This window comes from Chryseobacterium sp. 2987 (assembly GCF_031456375.1).
Classification (GTDB): domain Bacteria; phylum Bacteroidota; class Bacteroidia; order Flavobacteriales; family Weeksellaceae; genus Chryseobacterium; species Chryseobacterium vaccae.
Map to the genome: position 1 here is coordinate 1 of NZ_JAVDUN010000002.1, position 24,298 is coordinate 24,298.

Sequence of the window (24,298 nt, forward strand, 5' to 3'; positions counted from 1 at the left end):
GCTACAAGCCAAAGATCGGTACCTTCTTCTATGCCTACGGTTTTGTTTCCTGATCTTTCAGACCTGGATTCTCCGCCAATAAGATAACCTGTGGACGTTAAAGCAAGAGTTCTTAAGTGGTCATCACCTTTTCCGCCATAGTTCTTTTCCCATTCTACTTTGCCGGTTTTATCAAGCTTCACCATCCAGTAATCACCTTCGCCGGAATTCTCGGTTTTTTTATTTCCTCCGATTGAACTCCTTGAATAGATCCCTAGTAAAGCGCCACCATCTTTCGTTGGAATCATTTTCTCTACTTCATCTAAACCTTTTCCACCTAAGATTACTTGTGAAAGTTCTTTTCCGCTTTTATCCAGTCGGATGATCCAGGCATCTTTAGAGCCGTAACCTTTGGAAGAGTTCTGAATGTTACCTGCTACAAAGAATCCCAAGTCTGTAGTCTGAACGACTGCTCTGGCTTCTTCATCGGAAGCGGTGCCTAAAGTTTTCTGCCATAATTCATCCCCGAATTCATTCAGTCTTACCAGCCAGATATCTGATCCGCCTTTGGATTCGTCTTTTTTATCCAGTCCTTTTCCTGAAAATGAGGTTCCTGAAATTAAAAATCCTCCTTCCTGGGTAGAAACGGAAGCAGAAAGATAGTCGTGATTTTGTCCCGAAAGGTATTTTTCCCAGACCTGTTCTCCCTGCTGGTTCAGCTTGACTAAATGGAAATCATAACCGTTGTTTTGGGGTTTTCCAGCTTCACTGCGGATGGAGCTTCCGGCGATAAGGTATTGCTGGTCGATGGTGGTGGTAATCTGGCTGAGGAAATTCTGCGTAGAGGATTTGATGTCTTTCTGCCACAGGATTTCCTGCGCCGACAAAGTAAAGACGCTACATACAGCCAGAGCGCCTGCATATATTTTTCTCATGTATTTTAAAGTTATTGTTAGTTTTTTGTCTCCCATATGTTAATTTAACATATTTTAAGATGTAGTATCACTTAAACGAGACTTAACATCTTTTATTTTGCTGATAATTTATTTTTCTCTCATAATATAGGTTGTTGTTTCTTAGACAAAACTATAGCTTCATAGCGACAGAACTTGTCGTATTATTTTTATTTAAATGACTAAATATTTTATTGAGAAAGATATTGCTAAGTTTGATAGGAAAAAAGAAGTTTGGTTATAAATTTAATAACTTACAGTTATGAATACATATAACTTTTCTATAATAAAAATCATTAGTTTTGTGTAAATAAATAATATTATGGTTTCATTGGGTACGAAATTGGCCAGACTTCGAAAAAAGAAAGGTTATACACAACAAGAAGTTGCTGATTTACTAAACATTTCACAGCCTGCATATCATAAATGGGAAACGGATCTGGCAAAGCCAGCCATAGAAAATCTACTAAAGATTTCTGAAGTATACGAGATTGACCTTAATGATCTGTTGGAAGAAGTACCAACTTTTAATATAACAAATAATGAGTGCAGCATCCAGAATATTGGCAATCCGAATTCTAATTTTTATGCAGAATCCCCTGAACTGATTAATGGGATTTTAAAGAATCAGGATGCTATTACCAATCTTCTTAATGTTCAAAATAAACTTATTGAGACTTTAATAGATAAAATTAAAGAATAGTTGTAGACGTTTATTTAATATTTGATAGACATTTTAAATAGGTAATAAAACATTCGATGTATTAAAATATTTTTTTTAATATAAGCTGAGTTTTAAAGATTGGCTGGATAAATACCTAGGTTAACATCTTCATTTTTCATGCATTTAGCTACTGATACATTTTAGTATATCATTACCTTTTAGTTTTTTCATAAGAACGATGTAGACCGATTTTTAGAGCCCATTTCTAATTATCAATTACGGTTTCCCATAATATTTCTGCATTTGTTTTTGGTATATTTGTGTATATAAGAAAATACAACTACATTAAATGTCTGCTATAGCCGCCTTACGGGGTTACAGAACCCAGTTTTTATATTCACTACATTATATTTTATCCACGCTTGAAAATGATTTGATTTACCGATTAGAGGGTGAAGAAGATTTAGACGTATTGGATAATCAGGGAGAGCTTCTTTATGCCATACAATTAAAGAACCTTGGTAAAACCATTACCTTATCGGATATTTTATCCGATAAGAAAACCTCATTCATAAAAAGGTTTTTGGAGCGGTATGTTTCAGCAGTTCCTGTATTGGTATCTTACAGTGAAGTAAGTGCTGATTTGAGGAACTGGAATCAACACTCAGGAGATATTTCTAAAAAAGAAAAAGAGGTTTTAAAAAAATATAAACTCTCCGGAGAAGAGTGGAAATTAGTCAAATCTAAAATACAGTTTAGGGAAATTTCCGAAGAAACAGTTGCCGAGGATGTTGAAAGAATGATGAAAGAACACTTCCCAGAAATAGATCCAGCTCCAACAGCCGGTTACTTATTGAACTGGCTCCAACTCATTGCAGAAAAGCAACAGCCTATTACCGCAAAAGATTTTTATAGCAAGATCCAGGACTTTGCAATCTATCTCACCGAAAGAATTGCGTTACATCATCAATATGGTTTGGTTTTAAAACCCTTGCATAAAGTTTCAACAAATGATATAAATCAGGAACTATTGGAAAAAGAGTTTTATAATGCAACATTGACAAGGTTTGAGCATATTTTATTGGGCCTTGATATTAACAGGGAAAGCTATTTGCAAAAAATAAAAGACAATTTAACCGGGAATAATATCGTAGTAGTTAAAGGTGCATCCGGGCAAGGGAAAACGGCTTTACTTTACAGCTATGTACATCATTATATTAATGATTGGCTTTCATTTGAATTGAATATTCAACAAGCCCCTGTGATTTCACAGCAATCAATTCAGGCCATTGCTGCCATCAGTAAGAAATTAGAGATACCTGTTGTTTTTGTTATCAATGTTAATCCCAACACAACTGATTGGCTTCAGATTGTAAAAGAATCTGTGCATTTCAATCATATTAAATTTTTGGTTGCCATAAGAAGTGAAGATTGGTACAGAGCAACAGCTATTGGTATAGAATTTCACCACCATGAAGTGGATTTATCTCTTTCGGAGGATGAAGCTAAAATGATTTATTCTAATTTAAACAAAAGAAATAAGATTTGCCATTTTACTGATTTTGAAGAAGCTTGGATACAAATGGGAGGGAATGTTCGCTTATTGGAATTTGTTTATTCCATTACCCAGGGAGATTCTTTATACAATAAATTAAAACATCAGGTTAGGCAAATTGTCAATGAGGGTTCTTACAACAGTAACCAGCAGATCGCGTTTTTAAGAATGGTGAGTTTGGCAGATTCACATGGAGCGAAAATTGATGTTTCCAAATTGGATAAAAATGTAGACTATCTGTTTATCCTTGAAAAATTAGAAAATGAATATTTAATCAGGCGGTCATCCGACCGGAAATATATACAAGGATTACATATCGTAAGGTCTGTCAAATTAGTTGAAATTCTTTTTGACGAGTTCACGAATAGTAAACTTGGATATGCTTATAAATCTATTCCTTTACTCGCAGAAGAAGACCTATATTTATTTCTCTTGCAATTATTTTATGAAAAAGTTTTTGATCCCCAACTTTTTATAGCGGATATATGCAAGCAGGTCGTTGTAAATAATTGGGCAGTATACACGGCAATTATTAAGACATTTATTTGGGCTGGCATTCGTGAGTACGTTGAACAAAATCGTACTATCATAGATGAATGTAGAGATCTTTGCAAAGGGGCGTGGGCAATGTTTGCAGGACCCAGTTTTGGGAGTAATTATGATCCAAGTAATATGCTTGACATGATAAATGTAAATGAAGAGTTTAGAGAAAAGATTAATGATATAAATATAAGATTACATCCAAAGCAGCAAATCTTCAATTTAGCATCAGCTATAATCAAAAAACTTCCTTTTCCAGATGCATCACCATTTACTACTTTTGAATGGAGATCTTATGGAGAAGCGCTATTTTGGTTAAGAAATATTCCCAATGATAAAGGCGCTGTGCCAGACATTTCAGAATGTCAATTTGAATCAGCATTTAAAATAATGGATAGCAAAAGTTTATCAAAATTGATGTTGGGAATGTATTCCTATTCACCAGTATTAAATGCGATCAGAGAAAAAAATGTTGATCTCTTTTTGCAAAGAATAAAAAAAGATTTTGACATTATCCATTTATCTGTGAATGACGGGCAGGTGGATGTACACTTTATCATTGATGTAATTAAGTACTATTTTAAAAGATTCACAAATGATTTTGTTGTCAATATACTAGATATTATCAGAACTGCCTTGCCTGATCAAAAACAGTTCAACTCCCAAGGGCATGGACATCGGTTTAAATTGCTTTCTATGAATTATGATGAAACGTACAAAACCATTTCTATTGAAAATATGCATTTGGAAGAATGGGTAAATATAAATTCATGTTTCATCAACCTTTATGATTATAAAAACAGGCCTACAGATTGGAGTGAGTATCGCATGATATTAAACCAGTGGGAAATGCTGGTTCGAGAAAAGATTAGTGAGTATAATAAGTCATTCAAACAGTTAAATAAGGGCAGTAAAAACTATACACCTGTTGTTCCTGTCATGCATAATGCATTATTTCAGTGGCCTGAAAAAATTTTAGAGCCACAATCCATTATTGATCCATTAGGAATATACAGAGCAAAAAAGAAACAACCAAGTGAAGAAAATGAGAAAGAAAAAAGTGAAAAAGAAGAAGTAACTCAAAAATTGAAATCTAAATATGAAGCGTTCTTTGGAAGCCTTTCCGATTTTAAGATCAGTTTTGAAATTTTTATGCAACAATCTGCTGAGACATTGTATTCAAAGATCAAATTGAGGACTGAAAAAGGACATATTCATAACGAACAAATAGAACGTTCGTCACAAACTAATTTATTTGATGCTATCAAAAAATTGAAGAAATACAATCTCATTTATGAAAGCACTTTTGGAAACATTGATTCTAATCACGATACACAAATAGAAATCAATGCATTTCTGACGGCGGCCACTTTCTGGAGAGATTTTGTAAATGACAGCGCAAATGGCGATCATTCATTCAAACGAATCCTGAAGCTAAAAGATGATTTTGAAAAAAAAATTATCAAAGCTTGTAAAGAAGCCTCTACCTCCAATATGTTTTCGTTGCAATACATAAATAACGATAAAACAGGAAAGAAGCCTGTTTTCATCATTGATAGCAATAGTCCTCTTTTGTCACTTACCGGATACGTAGAAATTTATGAGATCATTTACTCCATAATTGGAATGCCTGAAAATACAAGCCTAAAATATCTTATGTTACAAGTATGGTTTTCAAAAATTTATTTTATTCAAACAGTACGTGGAAAAAGTATAAGTCATCTGTGCAATGAAGTACAATTATACACAATCATGGAAAAGCCATTTGAAGAACAGGGCGTTGTTAATTCTATTCCAAAAATGATTGACCAAAATATCATAAAAAATCTTAGAATTGAAAGTTGGGCGTTTCTGTATCCGGAACTCAATGGAGTATTGAACGTTTCTGAAAGTTATAGCAGACTTGTATTTTTGGTGGATCATTTTCATGATCTGCGCCATTTTGATGAATTAAATCTGGATGAATTAGAAAATGAAGATTTAAAGCAGCATATAGAGCAAATTAGTTTGGAAATGCAGAATTCCTTGCAATCCGTGCTTGATGGACTGGTGCTTTGGCTAAATATGTTTCCTATAGATGAAAAAGCCTATTTAGAAAATGAAATGGAAAGAGGATTTTATCAAGCATTCTTCGATATTAAGGATAACATTTACCCACAATCCACTGTAGTTGGAGAAAAGACTAAGATTAGTATTGATATGCATTCCGCAGCCCAATGGAGAGAAAGATTAATAATCTGTACCCGGCATTGGGGAATTTTTTTGTTATTATTGAACGAAAAGATTATTAACTCCTATCAAAACGAAATCTCTGCTGATGCATTAAATAGTAATGCATAACTATGTGGGATTTTTCGTTTTTGATATTCCATACATTGCATCTTAAAATTATTTTTTGTAACAACAGAGTAAATCTACCGGCAGAAAGGCCGAACTTTATCAATCTGGTTTTTAGTGGAAGTTTTTGGAAGAGGAAACATAGAGTGTGTAAATTCATAATCTTCTCCTTTCATAATTATATAAAACCACACAATTGATTGTGTTTTTAACTCAATAATGAATACTGTTATAGTGCTAATTTGTTACAGCTTGGTATGTCATCATAACAAAAAAGGACAGTCTAAAAAAGACTGTCCTTCTAGGCCATGTTTTTCAATAAGTTTTATCCGTAAGCTATTGCTTAAAGTTAATTTAACAATAAATTTCATGAATCTAAAATAATCAGAAAATTCTTCTTTTCTTTTTCTTCTTTATCTGGATCGGGATCACTTCCTCCTCAGGATTATTTAGAGGTCCAGCTGCAAAGCTAAATAACATGGAAATATTTGTCGCTAGTTCAGCTACCTGAAATATAGCTTCAAAGGCAGAAAGTGGGATATGGTTTTTGATCAAAATATCGTTACAGATCGTATTCATCTCATTACGAAAATAATTGTTATCCGACCGATCAGCATGAGGATAGTCCAGCCAGTGCTGACGGATTGACTTTTCAAGCAGATTGACTACCGAATCAAGGTATTTTTTCTTTTCCAAAGCAAAAATATCGGGGTCGGTTAATAGCGTGGCATTTTTGCTTTTTAGGGTTGATATTTCTCTTTTCAGATCTTTTGTCTCAGATTGAAGCTCCGTAGTCCGTTTATTTAAGGCTTCAAGATCGTTGCTGTTTTTTAAAAGTTCAGCGTTATACAGCTTGAAAGCATTTCCATAATTTTGCGTTGTTTTATCAAGATTAATCCGCTGATTGCCGAAGAAATTAGATTCCTTTACAATAAGATCATTGAATTTACCAGAACCCAGTTCCTTTGTCATTTTCTGAACTTTGAGTTCAAGAGCTTTTAATTCCTCTTCCTTTTTCTGGATCTTAAACTCCACAGCTTCTAGTCTTCCTACTGAGCCTGCTTTACCTCTTTCCATGTTCAGGCATTCAGCGGCCAGATCCTGCATTTTGGAGTAATGGAATGACTGGTGTTTTAAAGTCTTTCCGGTTTTCAGGTCCTGCCAGTCGGCAACAAGGTGGGCATGATGGTTCGGTTTCCACTGCTTAGATTCCTTATCCCAGTGTCCTTCATCCTTATGGATGGCGATCTGAAAAATTCTGATCCCAAGTTCCTGCTGAAGTTTTTGTGCAAGGTCCTGGAGGTCTTTCATGATGGTGTCTTCTTTGATGACCACAACGGCTTCACGGATCGGCATAGCGTTACTCTGTAATTTTCTGCCTGATTTCTCTTTGCAGTAAGCTTCTATTTTTTGCTGTCTGTCCGCAATCTTATCTTCTTGCCAGTATTCGTTTTTTATGGTCAGGTCTTTGCGGATATAGTCAAATGTCTTTTTTCTGAAATTATGGATTTCAGAATCAGATTTCACGGCTTTAAAATTAATGGATGTTTTCATAAGCTGTCTGATTAATTTATTGTATATTTCGTATGATAACTTATGTTCATATTTGAATTCATTTCAGATATTATCTACTTTCAGTCCATAAATGGGCTGTTTTTTTGCCCCCGGCAGGGCGAAGCAGAAACTTTGTTACGACCGTAGGGAGTTTCAAAGTTGCGAATGAGCTCCTAACTTTTGCAGACAGTTTGTAAAAAGCACCGCCCTACATTCTCCTACGAACCCCTTTTTTTATCCTGTTTGTTTCTTCCCTGCATTCATCCTGTTGTTCTGCACAGCCTCTTTCGGATTGTTGGATATTCCCCGCTTTTGGGGCAGGGAGAGCCTGCCGCCGTCTCTTTTCCACGAGATACTGATTCAGGTCTTTGTGGGCTGAATAGATGTGGGAAAAGTCCTGTGCGTGGGGAAAGGCTTCCATAATCGTGTCCCTGCATTTTTTGCCTGCATTATCGTTGTCCAAAAACAGATTAATTTCGGGATAACGGACAAGTGCTACCATTGCCCTTTTGAGCAGTGCGATAGAATTGAGCACGAGCAGATCACCCTTGAAGTCTTTCTGCATTTCAGCAAAGGAGAGTGCATCCATAAAGCCCTCAAAAATGGCAACATTTGTATTTGTTTTTCCTTCCGCTGCGCTGTTGCCCGGAAATGAAAGGACAGAAATATCCTTCGTGTTCAAAGCCCCTTTGTAGAATGCATTCCGAAGTTCCCAACCTTCTGATCTATTCCTAAAACCTACTGCATAAAACTGTTTGTTTTCGATTGTAAACCATATTTCTTTTATCAGGGGATAGATCTTTGCTGAAAGCCCTCTTTCATGGAGGTACTGCATGAGATTGGAGTTCTGAATATCGGAAATACGGTCAATGCGATAATTGGGCTCAGGCCTCGATGTTTTTATTTGCGGTTGAAAAGAAGAAAAATTCTGATTGGATGCCCATTCAAGGACACCTTTCACGGATGTATTCAAATATTTCCGCATGAAATCGGTCGTAGTTCCGCCTATACCTTCGGAGAAGAGGTACCAGACGTTATTCTGCCTGTCAACCTTGAAAGATGCCTGTTTCTCGGCACCAAAAGGGCTGAGGTACCAGGCTTCTTTATCATTTTGTTTAACTGGAAGGTGTCCAAGAGCAGCGAGGACTTCTTCCAGCCCTATAGAGTTAAATTGCTTACAGTTCATAGTTCGGTATTTTAAAGTCCATAAAATACTGGGAACTATATATAGCACTCATAAACTGGCGCTCCGTGGCATTATTTTGCTCCTATTTTCCTAATCTTAGCTATCTGGTAACTCTTTAGATGCAGTTATATGCTCCAAAAAAACGCTAAACTGTAAAACTATAAAAGTATTTTACCTGAAAAGCATAAGGTTGGTAGGATTTTACCTGAGTAAAAGAACTACATATCTTACTGGTTATAAATATTGTAAGTTATAAAGTAGGTTATATTTACCATTTGCAATTTTATATTAAATGAAACTTTCTACATGGCTTTAGAACTATTTACCAAGAAACGAATGTGCTTATGAAACTTCACAAGTTACCATATATAGATACAGGAAAGGGCAGATCACCAAACATTTATTACAATTCTTTAAAATTTGCATCGTATAATATATCACATTTGTAAGAATTGAAAAATTTGTAAATCATTGATTTTTAATTTATTATAAAGCATTGTTCCCGATAATGATACAACATTAAGTGATTTATTGTATTGTTTTTTTTCTTGAAACAATATTTTGATGTATATTTTCAACTCACAAATAAAATTATAAACCTATGAAAAAATCGCTTTTAGCTGTAGTTCTATCAGGAACTCTATTTTTATCATCATGTGCAAATGATGAACAAAATTTAAATGATGCAGATGTAAAATCTAATGTTGAAAATACAGTCCAAATGAAAACTCTTGATTCTTTCACTTCTGACGAGAAAGTTATTGGGTTCTTTAAGAATGAGAAGAATTTCATGGAAAAAGCTCAAAACAGCGAAGATGTCTTTGCGTTAGATGCTGAAGAAACCTTAGATGATAAGCAGGACAAATTTTATACAGTATTCAATACATCAGAAACCGAGTTTCATAATTATGTACAGACCCAGAGACAATTAATACACTATATTGAAGAAGAATATCATTTAAGTGAATTAGAAGGAGCTGTAAGGGCAGAGCTTATAACGCAGGTAATCGAGCAAATTTATCCGGAAATTTCGGTGACTTTCTCAGATTGCAGAGGTGTTTATATAGCTAAATTAGCATTAAATGCATCTGTCGCTTATGGAGCACACGTAGCCTGCCTTACAGCAGATGTAACCATTGTTGTTGGAGCTCTCTGTCATTCAGCTGTTTTAGTTGGTCAAGCAGCCGCGAACTATATTGCTCTGGATGAGTATAGAACTTGCGTCAAAAACAATGGCTAACCATGGGAAATATATTATTATTTAGTGTTTAATAATGTAATTATTGTACTTTATTTAAATACTGAAGCTTTGAAATACAAAAAAGGTCGAAAAATCGACCTTTTTTGTATTTCAAATATTGGCTAGTAGTTCTCATTATTAATTAAAAAAAGCAGACTATTGCAAAACTTGGTTTAGGCTTTGAAGCATCTGTATAACCCATTCTCCTTTACAATATAGAGCTTTCGCACTATCTGCTTTATATTTTTAATTCTTTATCAATTCCTAAGAAAGTTCGGCTTATACGAAAAATACTGGTAGATATCCTGATAAATTAGTGATGGGTTGGAAGGTGTCCAAGAGCAGGAAGGACTTCTTCCAGCCCTATAGAATTAAATTGCTTGCAGTTCATAGTTCGGTATTTTAAAGTCCATAAAATACCGGAAACTATACATTGTGTTCATAAACTGGCGCTCCGTGGCATTATTTTGCCCCTATTTTCCTAGTTGAAGCTATTGTTCTAACTCTATATACTTCAAAAAACGCTAAACTGTAAAGCTGTATAACTGTAAAAGTATAAAAGTATTTTACCTGAAAAACATAAGGTTTGTAGGATTTTACCTAGGTAAAAGAGCTGTATAACTTATGGTCTATACATATTGTAAGTTATAAGGCAGGAGATATTTACCATTTGTAATTTTACATTAAATGAGACCTTTTGCATGGCTGTTAGAACTATTTACAAAGTAGGAATATGATAATGAAATTTCCCAAGTTATCGTTTATACCTATGGGAAAGCCCAGATCCCCGAACAGCAACCTAAGCCTGCTTCAAATAAAAACCTATAATTCATCATCCGAACAGAATGACACTAAAGGCCAAATACTTCCAGTCAACGCCATCTTAAATGTCCATATATAAATAATGTTGATTTTTGATGTACATCAAAAATCAACACATAGCCCCAACCAAAAGAGGTAATGATGACCTTTTCGAAAGATATAATGTTCAGAATCTATAATAATTTGTCTGTTGACAGAAAGGCTATTGAACAGGACATCCGGCAACTGAACAGAAAAATACATTTAAAAGATAGCTATCATTTTATTGGAAGTATTCCCTTTCACTGGAAAGGAGCAAGTTATCTTTTGAGCTACTCGAAATGATTTTCGCAGCTCAAAACAACTTGCTCCTGCCGAAGGTTGCCCCCCTCCAAAGTCGGTGCTTGTTCAAATCTAATAGCTAAGTCTGTTCTGAAATTTACAGGTGAGCTTTTCTGCAAAAAAAAAATGAACCTCACAACAAAGTTATTTTTGTGTAAAACTTATAATTTTGCATATTTAATAGTATTACCAATAAAAAATATGGACGAACAAGAAAATACGCTTCAGACCTTGAGCTATTCAGATATATTCCTTTCATGTTTTTCTGAGAGCGGTACTCACTGCGTTCATTCTAAACCCGAACATGTTCTGATTTATATATATTCGGGTGAACAACTGATTGTGGATCGAAATAAAAAGATAACAATTAAAGCCGGAGAATGTGCCTTTATCAGACGTGACCATCGTTTGACTATGTATAAGAATAGTAAGGGCAAAGAATTGTACAAAGGTATTTCACTTGTATTTCAGCGTAACGTATTACGTGAATTTTACAGTAAAATGGACAAATCCGAAATTCCTAAAGACCTTAAAATATCTGACAAAACTGTTTTTAAATTAAAACCAACACCTGCAATAGAAAGTTTATTCCAGTCACTTACGCCCTATTTTGATAGTAACGCAAAGCCAACTGAGGGAGTTGCCCATCTGAAACTCTTAGAGGGAATTTATGCCCTACTGAACAACAACGAATTGCTTTATCCTATACTTTTTGATTTTGCAGAACCGTGGAAAATCGACCTTTTGGAGTTTATGAACGATAATTATATGGACGACCTAACAATGGAGCAAATCTCATCATTTACGGGACGAAGTTTGGCAACGTTCAAAAGGGATTTCAAAAAGATAAGCAACCTTACCCCGCAAAAATGGCTAATAAAAAAGCGTTTGGAAATGGCTTATGTAAAACTGAAAGAAGAAAACAAAAAAGTAAAGGACGTTTGTACGGAAGTTGGCTTTAAAAACCTTTCTCATTTTTCGACTGCGTTTAAAAAACAATATGGGATACCCCCAAACGAAATTCATAATTGAGCTTCATAGCAAAATCATTTGAGCCTTACAGCAAAACTGTTGTAAGGCTTTGTTTTTAACTTTGCATTGTAAATATTAAGACAATGCAGACAACAGATATTTTTGAAAGATTACGAAAGGGAGAAGTCATTCTGCCCGGCGACCAACAAGCCTATAAAATGCGTGAGGCATCGTTCAATACGAAAAAATTACTCGTGCAGATGAACAATACCACAGACCTGAACGAAATCAGGGTATTGTTGAGCCAAATTACTGATAGCGAAATTGACGAGAGTGTTGCTATCTTCACGCCTTTATATATCAATTACGGAAAACATACCAAAATCGGGAAAAACGTATTTATCAACTTCGACTGTACTTTCTTGGATTTGGGAGGAATTACTATCGAGGATAATGTACAAATAGCACCGAAAGTGAGTTTGTTATCAGAGGGACATCCCTTAGAACCCGAAAACAGGCAAGCACTTATTCCTAAACCTATTCACATTAAAAGAAACGCTTGGATTGGTGCGGGAGCAACTATTCTGCAAGGGGTAACCATTGGTGAAAATGCGGTTGTCGCTGCGGGTGCAGTTGTTTCAAAAGATGTTCCTGATAATACGGTTGTAGGCGGTATTCCTGCGAAAATTATTAAAACAATTTAAAACAGAAATAGAATGAAAATATTATCAATTCTTGCAGCTACAATCTTAATGTTTTTAGGGCAAGCCTGCAATCAAAACAAAAGTAGAGATAATCAAAAATCAGAAAATATGAACGATACAGCAAAGGCAGAACATTATACATTTGAATTGAGCGATAAAGTAACACGGAAAAAAGTAACCTTTAAAAACCGTTACGGTATCATGCTAACCGGAGATTTGTATCTACCCAAAGGGCAAGGCAACGAGCCTTTGGCTGCTATTGCCATTAGCGGCCCTTTCGGGGCAGTAAAAGAACAATCTTCAGGATTGTATGCTAACCAAATGGCACAACGTGGTTTTGCTGCATTGGCGTTTGACCCATCATATACAGGTGAAAGCGGTGGAGAGCCTCGTGCGGTGGCATCGCCCGACATAAACACGGAAGATTTTAGTGCCGCAGTAGATTTTCTTGGCATACAGAAAAACATTGACCGAAAGAAAATCGGTATCATCGGGATTTGTGGCTTCGCAGGTTTTGCTTTAAATGCTACTGCCATCGACAAACGTGTAAAAGCTGTTGCTACGACAAGCATGTACGATATGACAAGAGTGATGTCGAAAGGTTATAATGATGCAGTTACTTTGGAACAACGCACCAAAACGTTAGAGCAATTAGGCGAGCAACGCTGGAAAGATGCAGAAGCAGGAACATTCGCAGCAGGAGCAATATTAAATCCTGAAAAACTGAAAGGTGATGAACCGCAATTTGTAAAAGACTATTACGATTATTACCGTACACCACGAGGGTATCACGAACGTTCCCTAAATTCAACAGGTGCTTGGAATGCAACTAATGCGTTATCGTTTATGAATATGCCGATTTTGACCTATATCAAAGAGATTTCGCCAAGACCAATGCTATTGATTGCGGGAGAAAAGGCACATTCCCGTTATTTCAGTGAAGATGTCTACAAGTTGGCAATGGAGCCGAAAGAATTAATGATTATTCCCAACGCTGTCCACACGGATTTATATGACAAAGTTGATGTCATTCCATTCAGTAAATTGGAAAGATTTTTTAAGGAATATTTAAAATAATAAGAAGAAGATGAAACGTACATTTTTAATGGCTTTGGCTTTTATATCTATTTTTATTAGTAGTTCATCATCTTGTACGAAAGAAGAGGGAAGTAATTCCCATACTGAAAATAATATGTCTATGGCAAACGGTAAAATCAAAATAACAGTTAATTCTAAAACCTTTACGGCTACACTTTTAGACAATAGTTCTGCAAAGGCATTTAAAGAAATGTTGCCATTAACGATCAGCATGATTGAACTAAATGGAAACGAAAAATACTTTGACCTTTTAGAAAGCCTTCCGACTAATTCGTCCAATCCAGGTTTAATAGAAATTGGAGACATCATGCTATATGGGTCAAAAACGTTTGTAGTGTTTTACAAAACTTTTTCTACAACTTATAGCTATTCAAGATTAGGGAAAATAGATGATGCAACTGCTCTAGCATCTGCGTTAGGCCAGGGAAATGTGACCATTAAGTTTGAAATAGAATAAATGTTAAAATGTAATAAGAGGTTGAACTCTATCATTTTGATTATTTGAATTCCCACAAATTTAAATAATTTATCGACTGCTCCAATTTGGCAAATTCCGGAAAAACAATACCAGTTAATGCCACTTTAGATATTAATCTGTAATAAAGCAAGAATTTTGAAGCATTTCAAAATTCTTAGATATGGATACAATAACAAAAAACGATCTTGAAACATTAAGAAGTCAGATTATTTCTGATATTGTTAGCTTGATAGACAATAAACTACAAAGAGAAGAGGAATCCGGAGAATTTGGATGGATGCGAAGCAAAGAGATCAGGAAAAAGCTGAAAATTTCTGCCGCTACACTTCAAAATCTCCGGATTACAGGAAAAATTAGATTTAGGAAAATATTGGGTTCCTATTACTATAATAATGCAGACCTATTAAATCTATTTAGTGATGAAAACGAATGATCTTCAAAGATGGTTCGATTTTCTCGACCATATCAATAGTGACCCGAAGTTGAACCCCTGGCATATTTCTCTATTGGTTGCCATAGCAAGACTTGCATGCAGACAAAATGAAAAATGGATTATTAGGGTTAGCAGAAGTAAATTAATGGCTCTTTCACATATTTATACACTCCCAAGCTACCACAAGTATTTTAAGCAGTTACAGGAACTTGGTTATATAAAATATACACCTTCCTATCATCCTGATTACCGCAGTACAGTAGAAATTTTACGGAAGCCCAAGAATAACTGTTAATAATAAGCCTCAACATTTTTAGTATTGTTGAGGCTTATTTTATTGTTAAATCATTGCCTTGGCTCTGGAAAGCATATTTTCAAGTACAAGAAATTTGTCAGCAAAAGATGCATTCTTATTATCATTCTGTACACCTTTTAAAAGATTGAATTCTTTTTCAAGTTTTTTCAAAAATTTCAGAAGGTCTATATTTGAATCTCCTTTTTTGCTGTTTAATTTTCTTTCGAGTTCCTTCATTTCTCGTGCGATAGACTGTTGCTCGGTAATAGCATAATCTTCGGTCTGTTTAACAGAATGATGTCCCAGCATTTCTTTTACCACATGGATTGATACACCATTATTTAAAGTAATCGTACTTGCAAAGGTTCTTCTGGCCTTGTGGGTATTGAGTATTGTGTGTACTTCACATATGTCTGCTATTTCTTTGAGGTATTCATTCATTTTCTGGTTTGACCTGCCGGGAAGAACAGTTCCCCGCTTGATGGATAAGGGATGATCTTTATATCTTGCCATAATTTCAAGAGCTTTGGGAAGCAGGGGTATATCCGTGTCAGATTTTGATTTCTGCCTGCTGGACATGATCCACATGCTTCCGTCATCAGCTTCTTTGATATCACTCCATTTCAGTTGGTAAGCGTCAATATAGCATAATCCTGTATAGCATTGAAAGACAAAAATGTCCCGAATTATACTGAGACGCTCAGAAGTAAAGACCTTATCCTCGATTCTTTGAAGTTCAGCTTTTGTTAAGGGTTTCTTTTTTACCTTGGTCTTCTTACTGACAAAAAGTTTAAAAGGATCTTTGGGAATGATTTCCTTTGCGACTGCTCTTAGAACAATTTTTTTAAAATTACTAATATACTTCAGAGAAGTATTATTCGAGCATTCTCTTACAGTCTTAAGATACATATCATAATCTTTTACGAATTCATAGTTCAGGGCACTGAATTCAAGGTCATCCTTGCCATATTTATATTGGATAAATTCCTGAATATGTGAACGTGCGGTAATATAGCGATCATGGGTACCTTTAGCATATTCCTCTGTGATAACCAGTTTGGCTATCTCATCATTATGTTCCTGAAATTCTTCAAGTACCTTGTTCCGGTGCTTTTCCTTTCCGTTGACAAAATTGATTAGGTCAGTGGAAGTGATTGGAGTACCACTGTTTAGCAGATCTGTTTTGTGATTATTAATTTTGGTCGTCAAAGATTCCAGAAAAAAATTAAGGGCTTTGGCGTCCTCTTTTGTTCCAGTGGCTTTTTCTTCCTTCTGATCCCATCTGTTTACATCCCATTTCCTTTTTGTGGAGGTTTCCTTGGGAATACCGTCTACGGTAATCCGAACATAGACCAGTCGAATGGTTCTGTTTTTGATTTTTGGGCTTTTCAAGAAGAAAGTGAGCCCATAGCTTTGCTCTAGCATAATTAAACATTTTAAAGATTATAAATGTCATACTAAAAGCTCTTTGAATCAAGATGTAAAAACTCATTACCGGTTAACAATCAAATAGTTGTGTTATATTTTGTGGCACTTTTTTATAAAATTCAAAAGTGCCACGAATCTGCCACAAACTTTTGGAGTATTTTTGAAAATTATGGCAGTTGCCATAAACAAAAAAATCCTGCAAATCGTTGATTTTGCAGGATTTAACTATTTTTTGATGCTTTTTGAAAACTTTCGTTTTCGCATGTTGCGGAGAGTGAGGGATTCGAACCCCCGGACCTGTTACAGTCAACAGTTTTCAAGACTGCCGCAATCGACCACTCTGCCAACTCTCCCTGAACTTCGGCTGTACCGTCGTTTTCAGTGGTGCAAATATAGAATGATTTTACTTTCCTGCAAAACTTTTGTGGGAGAAATTTCAGCAAAACTTAATAATAGACTTAAAATCAGGGAGATTTTTTTCAGAACACCAAACTTATTCCCTGTCTACGATTGAGATAAAGCTGTTTTTTAAAAGCTCAGATGGATATACAAACTGGTCTCCATCCTCTCCTTTTACAACAATTGCTCCCTGCTCATCGTTCAGACATTTGTCCAGCTGCGTTTTCATTTCATTCAGTGCTCCATTGGGAACTTCAATAATGTAGGTTCCTGTGATGTGTTTGATTTTGATAACCTTTCTTTCCATATTCTATTTTTGATTGGATGCTAAATTTAGGTATTATTTTTAGAAACGAACAGTATGCTTTGAAAATCATCTTCACAAACCAAATATTACCATATTGAAACCCTGTAGACTTCAGTATCCCCTTACTACTGCCCTGATTCTTTCTTTGAAATAGAAATAGTAAAATCAAATCATAGTACAATCTTCATGATCATCTGATTCATAATATTTTATATCTGCTTTTGAAAAGTTATTCATCGTGTAATAATTAGAACCACTACCAACAGCTTCTTATAAGTCATTTAGATACATAAAACAGTCTCATACATTATTAACTTAAATCTATTTTATCCTCTTCTAAAAAAAGACCGCCTTTTTCAAGACAGTCTTTCTATTATTTTAACAAGCTGAATTTTAGTGTAATTCTGCTAAATATTTCTCTGCATCCATGGCAGCCATACAACCGCTTCCTGCAGCTGTAATCGCCTGTCTGTAAATATGATCCTGAACATCTCCTGCGGCAAACACCCCCGGAAGATTAGTTCTGGAAGAACCTTTTTCCGTAACGATATATCCGTTTTCATCAAGATCAATCTGACCTGCGAAAATATCTGTATTCGGTTTGTGGCCAATAGCGATGAAAATTCCTTCAACATCAACTGTAGAAGTTTCCTGAGTTTGGTTGTTGATGATCACAGCTCTTTCTACTAAGCTGTTTTCGCCTTCTATTCCAATTAATTCATGGTGGAATTTTACTTCAATATTCGGAGTATTTTCTACCCTGTGAACCATTGCTTTTGAAGCTCTGAAAACATCTTTTCTCACCAATAGCGTTACCTTTCTGCATAGTTTTGCAAGATAAGTCGCTTCTTCAGCGGCTGTATCTCCAGCACCTACCACCACAACATCTTTTCCTCTGTAGAAGAATCCGTCACACGTAGCACACGCCGAAACACCACCTCCCGCGTATTTTTTCTCATCATCAAGACCCAAATACTTGGCTGTAGCTCCTGTAGAAATAATCACCGTTTTGGCAAAGATCTCTTTGTTTCCTGCATATAGTTTGTGAACACCGCCTTCTTCTTTAGAGAATTCAGCTTTGGTGATCATTTCATAATGAACTTTGGTTTCAAATCTTTCTGCCTGCTTCTGAAGATCCATCATCATTTCAGGCCCTGTAATCCCTGCCGGATACCCTGGAAAGTTATCCACTTCCGTAGTCGTTGTTAATTGCCCGCCCGGTTCCAAACCTGTATACAGTTCAGGTTTCAGGTCTGCTCTTGCCGCATAAATAGCCGCTGTAAAACCAGAAGGTCCGGATCCAACGATCACACAATCTAAAATATTTTGCTCCATAAATTTACTTGTTCAAAAGATTTAATTTTAAAGTCTGCTAATTTCGTAATTTTTAATGTTTTTTTAAAGTTATTTTAATGATACTTGTCAATAACAGATATGCGGATTGTCGATAAATGTTTTGTTTAATCCGTTTACGTTTATTTATTATTGACTGAAAGGTTCATTGAAAGAAACCGGGATATAATGTTTAAAGTTTGGGGTTCAAGGTTTAGAGTTCAAGGTTTAGAGTTTAAAAAGTATGTTATACTACTTCTAATTCCCCGGCTCTTACTTCTCCAGCAACCATTTTACCAATTCCCCACGCTCAACGATATTCCATGAATGGGGATGCTTCTTTCCGTTGGCCCGTATTCCCCGGTTCTGGGTTTCTATATATTCTGAGGTTCTGCTTCCTAGGTTGATTAGGGATTGATTTGCCTTCTTAAGCATAAAAGCATTAAGATTTTCAAACTTCCGGCCTCTGTGTTTCTGCTGCCATTCCAGATCAGGTTCACAATAAAATCGTGTTTTAATTCCTTTTAAATATTGAATATTCTCAGTTGAATTAACAGAAATCAGATAGGGAGAAACTTCCTTATACTTCTCCAGATTCTCATCCGGCTTACCCAACTCGCTTTCAAATAGTTCCACCAGGAATTCCCCTTCTTCTACCGCGGCGGGATCCACATTCGCAGCAACATCCCTTTCTGCATTATGATACAGCTTTTCAAGATCAACCGGAGAATCTACCACCAGAAGACCTTTGGGTTGTATAGAACTCTTGTTTTTAATCAGGTGGTCTGATAACAGAAGCGCTACATTCCCTCCACTGGAAAAACCACCAATAAATATATTGTTCTTTTCAATTTTATTTTTATCGAATATAGCTTCTAAAGCCGAGGTGTATTCTTTCTTTTCTGCTTCAGTTAAAAACAGCTTCCCATTGTAATTTAAAAGCAAAACACTGATTCCCTCCTTTTCAATATCTTTCAGAAACCCTGCTTCCGTTTTCGTATGCTCACTATCACAGGGAAAGCATGGAAATAAAACAAGAACCGCTTTCTGCTTCTGTGCTGTATGCAGTTCGTACTGATCTTCTTTCACCACTTTGCATGTAGTATTCTTTACAGCACATCCGGACAAAACTACCGATAAAACGATTAGAAAAATATTTTTCATCATGGATTGGTTTATCTGTTTGGATACAAAATTTCTGCTTTAATTACAATGCTCAAACCTTCATTTTAATCTTGTCTACATTAATAATCTTATACACCAGCTCCTTAATCAGTTCCGCTTCTCCCATATTCACAGCTCCAAGCCCCTTCCCTTTCATATCGAATTCTCTCAGGATAGAAATCACTCTTGTAGCATGTTTCAGAGGATAAAGGCGCGCACTTTCCGCATAATCTTTAACGAAATAAGGATTCACCCCCATTTGTGAAGCGATTACCTGGGGCGGCTGCCCGGCCATAGTCTGATAAATAATCACATTGGAAAAATAGCTGTACAGGCTGGCCAACATCATTACAAAAGGGTTATTCTTAGGATTTTTGCCCATAAAATGAGCAATTTTAAAGGCTGCATCTGCATTTTTGGTCCCCAAAGCTTTCTGAAGCTCGAAAACATTGTATTCCTTACTGATCCCGATATGGTTTTCCACCATGGTTCCGTCCAGCAGTTCCCCTTCTTTAAGAATCATTTTCAGCTTATTCAGCTCATTGGCTATTCTTGAAAGATCATTACCCAGGTATTCTGCAAGAAGATGGGAAATATTCGGGGCGGTCTTGATCTTCAGGCTGGTACATTCGTCAGCAATCCATTTTGCAAGGCCGCTGTCTTTCACCGATTCACTTAAGAAAAGAACTTTTGCCTTGTCCAGTGATTTTGTTGCTTTCTTCCTGCTGTCCAGCTTCTTATGTTTATGAGCAAAAACCAATACCGTAGAAGGCACGGGATTGTCCACATAGGTTTCCAGAATTCGGTTTTCCTCTTCATTGAATTTCAGGTCCTGCGCTTCTTTTACAATGATCACCTGCTTATCTCCCATCATCGGAAACTGTCTCGCCAGCGAAAGAACTTCCTGGTAAGAGGTATCTTTTCCGTACACCACCGTCTGGTTGAAAGCTTTTTCATCTTCCTCCAGAAAGTTGTGTTCAAGGGCTTTTACAGCAACATCAATAAAGTAAGGTTCTTCTCCGTGGAAAAAATAAATAGGTAAAACTTCTTTATTTTTAATATTTTTGAGGATTAAATCTAATTCTTTCATCTTATTAATGGAACTTCCAAAACTGAATTTTCAGGAAACTTTTGATTTTAAATTCAAGAAAGACAAAGATAAGTTTTTTATTTATGATCTGGTCCGCAAAACTTACCTTTTACTTACCCCTGAAGAATGGGTAAGGCAGCATTGGATCCATTATTATCTTACGGTAAAGGCCTACTCTGCCTCCGCACTTATCACGGAGAAAAAGATCGTTCTGAACGGACTTACCAAAAGAATTGACCTTTTAGTTACCGAAAAAACAGAACCCATAATCCTGATCGAATGCAAGGCTCCGCAAATTAAATTAACGGAAAAAACATTTGAGCAGACTGCAAGATATAACTCAATTATTGGGGCAAAGGAAATCATTCTTACCAATGGTCTTCAGCATATCAATGCCTATTATGAAAACGGGCAGTATATGTTTTATAAACCGGAGTAACTGCTCTTTCGTCCATGTATATTGTTGGCATACGCAAAGCCGCAAAATGATTTTTCATGCTGCATAAATAAGAGCGCTAGGATTTTATCTCCGATAAAATTTAATCCTGCATATTTGATGTAAAAACTTGCTGAAAATCTCTGATTTTCTTGCGTCCTGCAAACAGCATAATTGTTCAAAACCTTGCGCCCTTTAGCGTCTCCCAACCTATTCAAGAGCAATTTAAAACTTACCTACAAACATCTGTCAATCTGAGATAAATCCCTCTCAGATTCGGCAGATTTTATTAAATTTTGGCTAAAGCCGAATATTGAATAAATTCCAAACCAGAAGATGTTTTGTTTATATTATATTCCGTAGATTTTCATGAATAAATTTAGAAGTAAAAAATGCCTGCTGTCATCTGGAAAATGGCTTTCAGATGAACATATTACTACCGGAATGTTAAACTTTTCAAAAGTTATCTTCCGAAATTCAAGAAACAAAGCATAGCTGTCCTCCATAAAACATAATCTTTATTTTCTATATCTTTACAGTCAAAACTAATACACTAAACAAAAATTACTTCATGGCCCCTAAATTACCTTTCCATTTCGATATGGAAACTGCTGATCCTGATGATTCTATGACCCTAGCTATTTTAGCAACCCATCCGCTGGTTCACCTGGTCAGTGTTTCTGTACATCCGGGCGGAACAGACCAGATTGGTGCCGTACGTCATATTTTACGAATTCTTGACAGAGAAGATGTCCGCATCGGAGCAGGAACTCCCAAATCTACGGCCAGCCGCGTTTCCGGTTTTCACCGGGACTGGGTTGGAAATTTTGAACATTCAGAAGCAGATGATACTGCCGCCAATATCATGGCAGAAACACTCCGTCAGTTTCCCGATTGTACATTGTTAACCGGAGCAGCACTTACGAATCCACATGCTTTATTCGAAACCGGAGTTTTCTTCAACCGCTGGTTTTGTCAGGGAGGCTTTGCAGGAGACAATATTGTTCCTAAAGAATACCGCCTGGAGAAATTCGATGGGAAACGCACTTGTGCAACCTTTAATCTGAACGGTAACCCGCTTGCTGCTGAAGCGCTGTTTTCGATCCCGATGAGCGAAAGACGCATGATCAGTAAAAATGTATGTCATGGCGCTATATTCACGAAAGCTGATGCTGAATTACTTATCCCGTTTCGAAGCCACAACAAAGGTCTCAGCCTGTTTCTGGATGCCGTAGAACTCAAAGAAAAAGCGCTCCACGACACTGTAGCTGCTTTATTGGCCATTGATCCTTCTAAAGCACTTTGGGCAGAGGTGATTCCTTATAGAACAAAGGGTGAATGGGGCTGCCTGGAAGCAAAAAATTATCCGGAACAAAATGTATCATTAATCACCACTTATATTCCCGATTTAAAGGACCTTTGGATGGTGCTTAAACCTTAAACGAATTGTGAATTTATTGAGTTGAAAAATTTCTTCCTAAATCCAATCTTGCAGAAAATCCCTTTTGCCAATCCATTTTTCCAGTTTATCTTTGTTATGAGTTTCAGAATTGCAGTTCTTTTCTGTCACTCTAAACGGCTCATTTTCCCGGAACTTTTTTAGCTCAAAAATTTAAGCAGGCTCAACATTTGATTTATTATGAAAGTAAAAAATATTATATTCGATTTTGGTGGTGTTCTGATGGACTGGAACCCTAGGTATTTCTTCAAAACCTATTTCAATGATGATGAAAAAATGGAATATTTCCTTGAAAACATTGCACAGGATGAATGGAATATCGAACAGGACAGAGGAAGATCTTTGGAGGAAGGTACAGAAATTCAGATAAAAAAATTCCCGGAATGGGAAAAAGAGATCCGAGCCTATTATGATAACTGGACGGTAATGCTGAAAAGTGATATTCCCCAAAATGTAGAGATTCTCAGAAAACTGGCTCATACAGATTATCATCTTTTCGGACTAACGAACTGGTCGGAAGAGACCTTTCCCTACGCACTGGAAAACTATGATTTCTTCCAGCTGTTTGAGGGGAAAATTGTGGTTTCAGGAACTGAAAAACTAATTAAACCAGATCCGAAGATATGGCATGTTTTATTGGAAAGGTATAACATTCATGCACAAGAATCTGTTTTCATTGATGATAATCCTAAAAATATTGAAGCTGCTCAATCATTGGGCTTCCATACCATCCAGATCAATCCGGATACGGACCTCAGACAAGAGCTGGCTGGTTTGGGTGTACTATTCTGATTGTATTTCATTTCTAAACAAGACATTAATCCTCAATCTAAGTTATTTTCATTACTTTAGACTGAGGATTTTTTATAACCATGAAGAAAATTTTATTTTTACTGATACTCTCAGGAACTTCTTATCATGCCCAAAATATAGAAGGTAAAGAGACTTTCAAAAAACAGGACTGCAAAGAATTCTGGGAAAAAGCTCAGGCAAGATTTGAAAAATTTAAAACAGATTACAGGGATATTGAAAAAATATATACTAAAATCAATAAAACGGCCCTGGATAACCTCATCCAAAAAAGGTCTAAAAAAGATCTGAATGATAAAAACGCCTATATTTATATCAAATATTTGAATAATCAGGCGTATTTTGATGAGCATTCCTGTAATGACGGAAGCACTCCGGAATACAACTTTTTAATTACAAAATTCTGGAACAAAGAGGTTCTGGAATATGTCCGGAAAAAGTACGGTAAAGAAATTATTCTTTCAACAAAGTTTCCGAGGGAAGACTTTAAAGCTTTCCGCGATCCGGCTGTCATTGGTGATGAAACTTCTGATTATATCACCCAATATTACGACCCGGAACTCATGAAAATAAAAATCCCCGGCAGGCAAAAAAGTACGTTAGGGTTATCAATACCTGTTACAGTAGAATTTATTAGCCCTTACCTAATTAAGACGGGAAATCCTAAAACCGGAATTACAATAACCTATGAATATAAAAACAACCAATGGGAGCTGCTGAAAACTGAGACCCCATAACCCGA

Annotated in this window: 19 protein-coding genes, 1 tRNA gene and 1 pseudogene; 12 read left to right on the plus strand and 9 right to left on the minus strand. The window is 36.1% G+C overall.

Annotated features, from left to right (window positions below):
• Positions 1-914 (minus strand): annotated as a pseudogene (locus tag J2Y40_RS05065) (T9SS C-terminal target domain-containing protein); the annotation flags it as partial.
• Between the two features lie 340 nt (positions 915-1,254).
• Between J2Y40_RS05065 and J2Y40_RS05070 the strand changes: the two are divergent.
• Together J2Y40_RS05070 and J2Y40_RS05075 are read left to right on the plus strand one after the other, a co-directional pair.
• A complete protein-coding gene (locus J2Y40_RS05070; protein ID WP_309997556.1) occupies positions 1,255-1,635 on the plus strand; it encodes a helix-turn-helix transcriptional regulator in 381 nt (126 codons plus the stop codon).
• A 310-nt stretch (positions 1,636-1,945) separates the two neighbouring features.
• A complete protein-coding gene (locus J2Y40_RS05075) occupies positions 1,946-6,031 on the plus strand; it encodes a hypothetical protein (RefSeq protein ID WP_309997558.1) in 4,086 nt (1,361 codons plus the stop codon).
• A 381-nt stretch (positions 6,032-6,412) separates the two neighbouring features.
• Here J2Y40_RS05075 and J2Y40_RS05080 read toward each other — a convergent pair whose 3' ends face one another.
• Together J2Y40_RS05080 and J2Y40_RS05085 are read right to left on the minus strand one after the other, a co-directional pair.
• Positions 6,413-7,582: a hypothetical protein gene (locus tag J2Y40_RS05080; RefSeq protein WP_309997560.1), complete on the minus strand. Its 1,170-nt coding sequence runs from the start codon at positions 7,580-7,582 to the stop codon at positions 6,413-6,415.
• 208 nt (positions 7,583-7,790) lie between these two features.
• Positions 7,791-8,768, minus strand: a complete 978-nt coding sequence (locus J2Y40_RS05085) for a toprim domain-containing protein (protein WP_309997562.1) — start codon at positions 8,766-8,768, stop codon at positions 7,791-7,793.
• A gap of 601 nt (positions 8,769-9,369) precedes the next feature.
• On the opposite strand from J2Y40_RS05085, the gene J2Y40_RS05090 reads away from it, so the two are divergent.
• From J2Y40_RS05090 to J2Y40_RS05115, 6 genes are all read left to right on the plus strand, one after another.
• Positions 9,370-10,008: a hypothetical protein gene (locus tag J2Y40_RS05090; RefSeq protein ID WP_309997563.1), complete on the plus strand. Its 639-nt coding sequence runs from the start codon at positions 9,370-9,372 to the stop codon at positions 10,006-10,008.
• A 1,344-nt stretch (positions 10,009-11,352) separates the two neighbouring features.
• Positions 11,353-12,183 (plus strand): AraC family transcriptional regulator, encoded by an 831-nt coding sequence (locus tag J2Y40_RS05095; protein ID WP_309997565.1) that lies wholly within the window; start codon positions 11,353-11,355, stop codon positions 12,181-12,183.
• An 83-nt stretch (positions 12,184-12,266) separates the two neighbouring features.
• A complete protein-coding gene (locus tag J2Y40_RS05100; protein ID WP_309997567.1) occupies positions 12,267-12,827 on the plus strand; it encodes a DapH/DapD/GlmU-related protein in 561 nt (186 codons plus the stop codon).
• A gap of 12 nt (positions 12,828-12,839) precedes the next feature.
• Complete coding sequence (locus tag J2Y40_RS05105) at positions 12,840-13,904, plus strand: alpha/beta hydrolase (protein WP_309997569.1); 1,065 nt, start codon at positions 12,840-12,842, stop codon at positions 13,902-13,904.
• Between the two features lie 10 nt (positions 13,905-13,914).
• A complete protein-coding gene (locus J2Y40_RS05110) occupies positions 13,915-14,382 on the plus strand; it encodes a cyclophilin-like fold protein (protein ID WP_309997571.1) in 468 nt (155 codons plus the stop codon).
• Between the two features lie 181 nt (positions 14,383-14,563).
• Positions 14,564-14,836, plus strand: a complete 273-nt coding sequence (locus J2Y40_RS05115; protein WP_309997574.1) for a helix-turn-helix domain-containing protein — start codon at positions 14,564-14,566, stop codon at positions 14,834-14,836.
• A gap of 340 nt (positions 14,837-15,176) precedes the next feature.
• Here J2Y40_RS05115 and J2Y40_RS05120 read toward each other — a convergent pair whose 3' ends face one another.
• The 6 genes from J2Y40_RS05120 to holA form a co-directional block, all read right to left on the minus strand.
• The gene (locus J2Y40_RS05120) at positions 15,177-16,556 is read right to left on the minus strand and encodes a site-specific integrase (RefSeq protein ID WP_309997575.1); all 1,380 of its coding nucleotides are present in this window, start codon (positions 16,554-16,556) and stop codon (positions 15,177-15,179) included.
• A 271-nt stretch (positions 16,557-16,827) separates the two neighbouring features.
• Positions 16,828-16,912, minus strand: a tRNA-Ser gene (locus tag J2Y40_RS05125).
• A gap of 140 nt (positions 16,913-17,052) precedes the next feature.
• Entirely contained in the window at positions 17,053-17,265 is a 213-nt protein-coding gene (locus J2Y40_RS05130; RefSeq protein WP_153391438.1) for a glyceraldehyde-3-phosphate dehydrogenase, read from the minus strand.
• 393 nt (positions 17,266-17,658) lie between these two features.
• Complete coding sequence (trxB, locus tag J2Y40_RS05135) at positions 17,659-18,600, minus strand: thioredoxin-disulfide reductase (RefSeq protein ID WP_153391436.1); 942 nt, start codon at positions 18,598-18,600, stop codon at positions 17,659-17,661.
• A 270-nt stretch (positions 18,601-18,870) separates the two neighbouring features.
• Complete coding sequence (locus J2Y40_RS05140) at positions 18,871-19,764, minus strand: hypothetical protein (protein WP_309997578.1); 894 nt, start codon at positions 19,762-19,764, stop codon at positions 18,871-18,873.
• Positions 19,765-19,813: 49 nt separating this feature from the next.
• On the minus strand, positions 19,814-20,851 hold the full coding sequence (gene holA / locus J2Y40_RS05145; protein WP_309997580.1) for a DNA polymerase III subunit delta: 1,038 nt from the start codon (positions 20,849-20,851) through the stop codon (positions 19,814-19,816).
• Positions 20,852-20,858: 7 nt separating this feature from the next.
• Between holA and J2Y40_RS05150 the strand changes: the two genes are divergently transcribed.
• The 4 genes from J2Y40_RS05150 (at position 20,859) to J2Y40_RS05165 (ending at position 24,293) form a co-directional block, all read left to right on the plus strand.
• Positions 20,859-21,290, plus strand: coding sequence for a type I restriction enzyme HsdR N-terminal domain-containing protein (locus tag J2Y40_RS05150; protein ID WP_153391430.1), 432 nt, complete (start codon positions 20,859-20,861; stop codon positions 21,288-21,290).
• A 568-nt stretch (positions 21,291-21,858) separates the two neighbouring features.
• Positions 21,859-22,728: a nucleoside hydrolase gene (locus J2Y40_RS05155; RefSeq protein ID WP_153391428.1), complete on the plus strand. Its 870-nt coding sequence runs from the start codon at positions 21,859-21,861 to the stop codon at positions 22,726-22,728.
• 198 nt (positions 22,729-22,926) lie between these two features.
• Entirely contained in the window at positions 22,927-23,538 is a 612-nt protein-coding gene (locus J2Y40_RS05160; protein WP_153391426.1) for an HAD family phosphatase, read from the plus strand.
• An 80-nt stretch (positions 23,539-23,618) separates the two neighbouring features.
• A complete protein-coding gene (locus tag J2Y40_RS05165) occupies positions 23,619-24,293 on the plus strand; it encodes a hypothetical protein (protein ID WP_309997583.1) in 675 nt (224 codons plus the stop codon).
• Positions 24,294-24,298 lie beyond the last annotated feature (5 nt).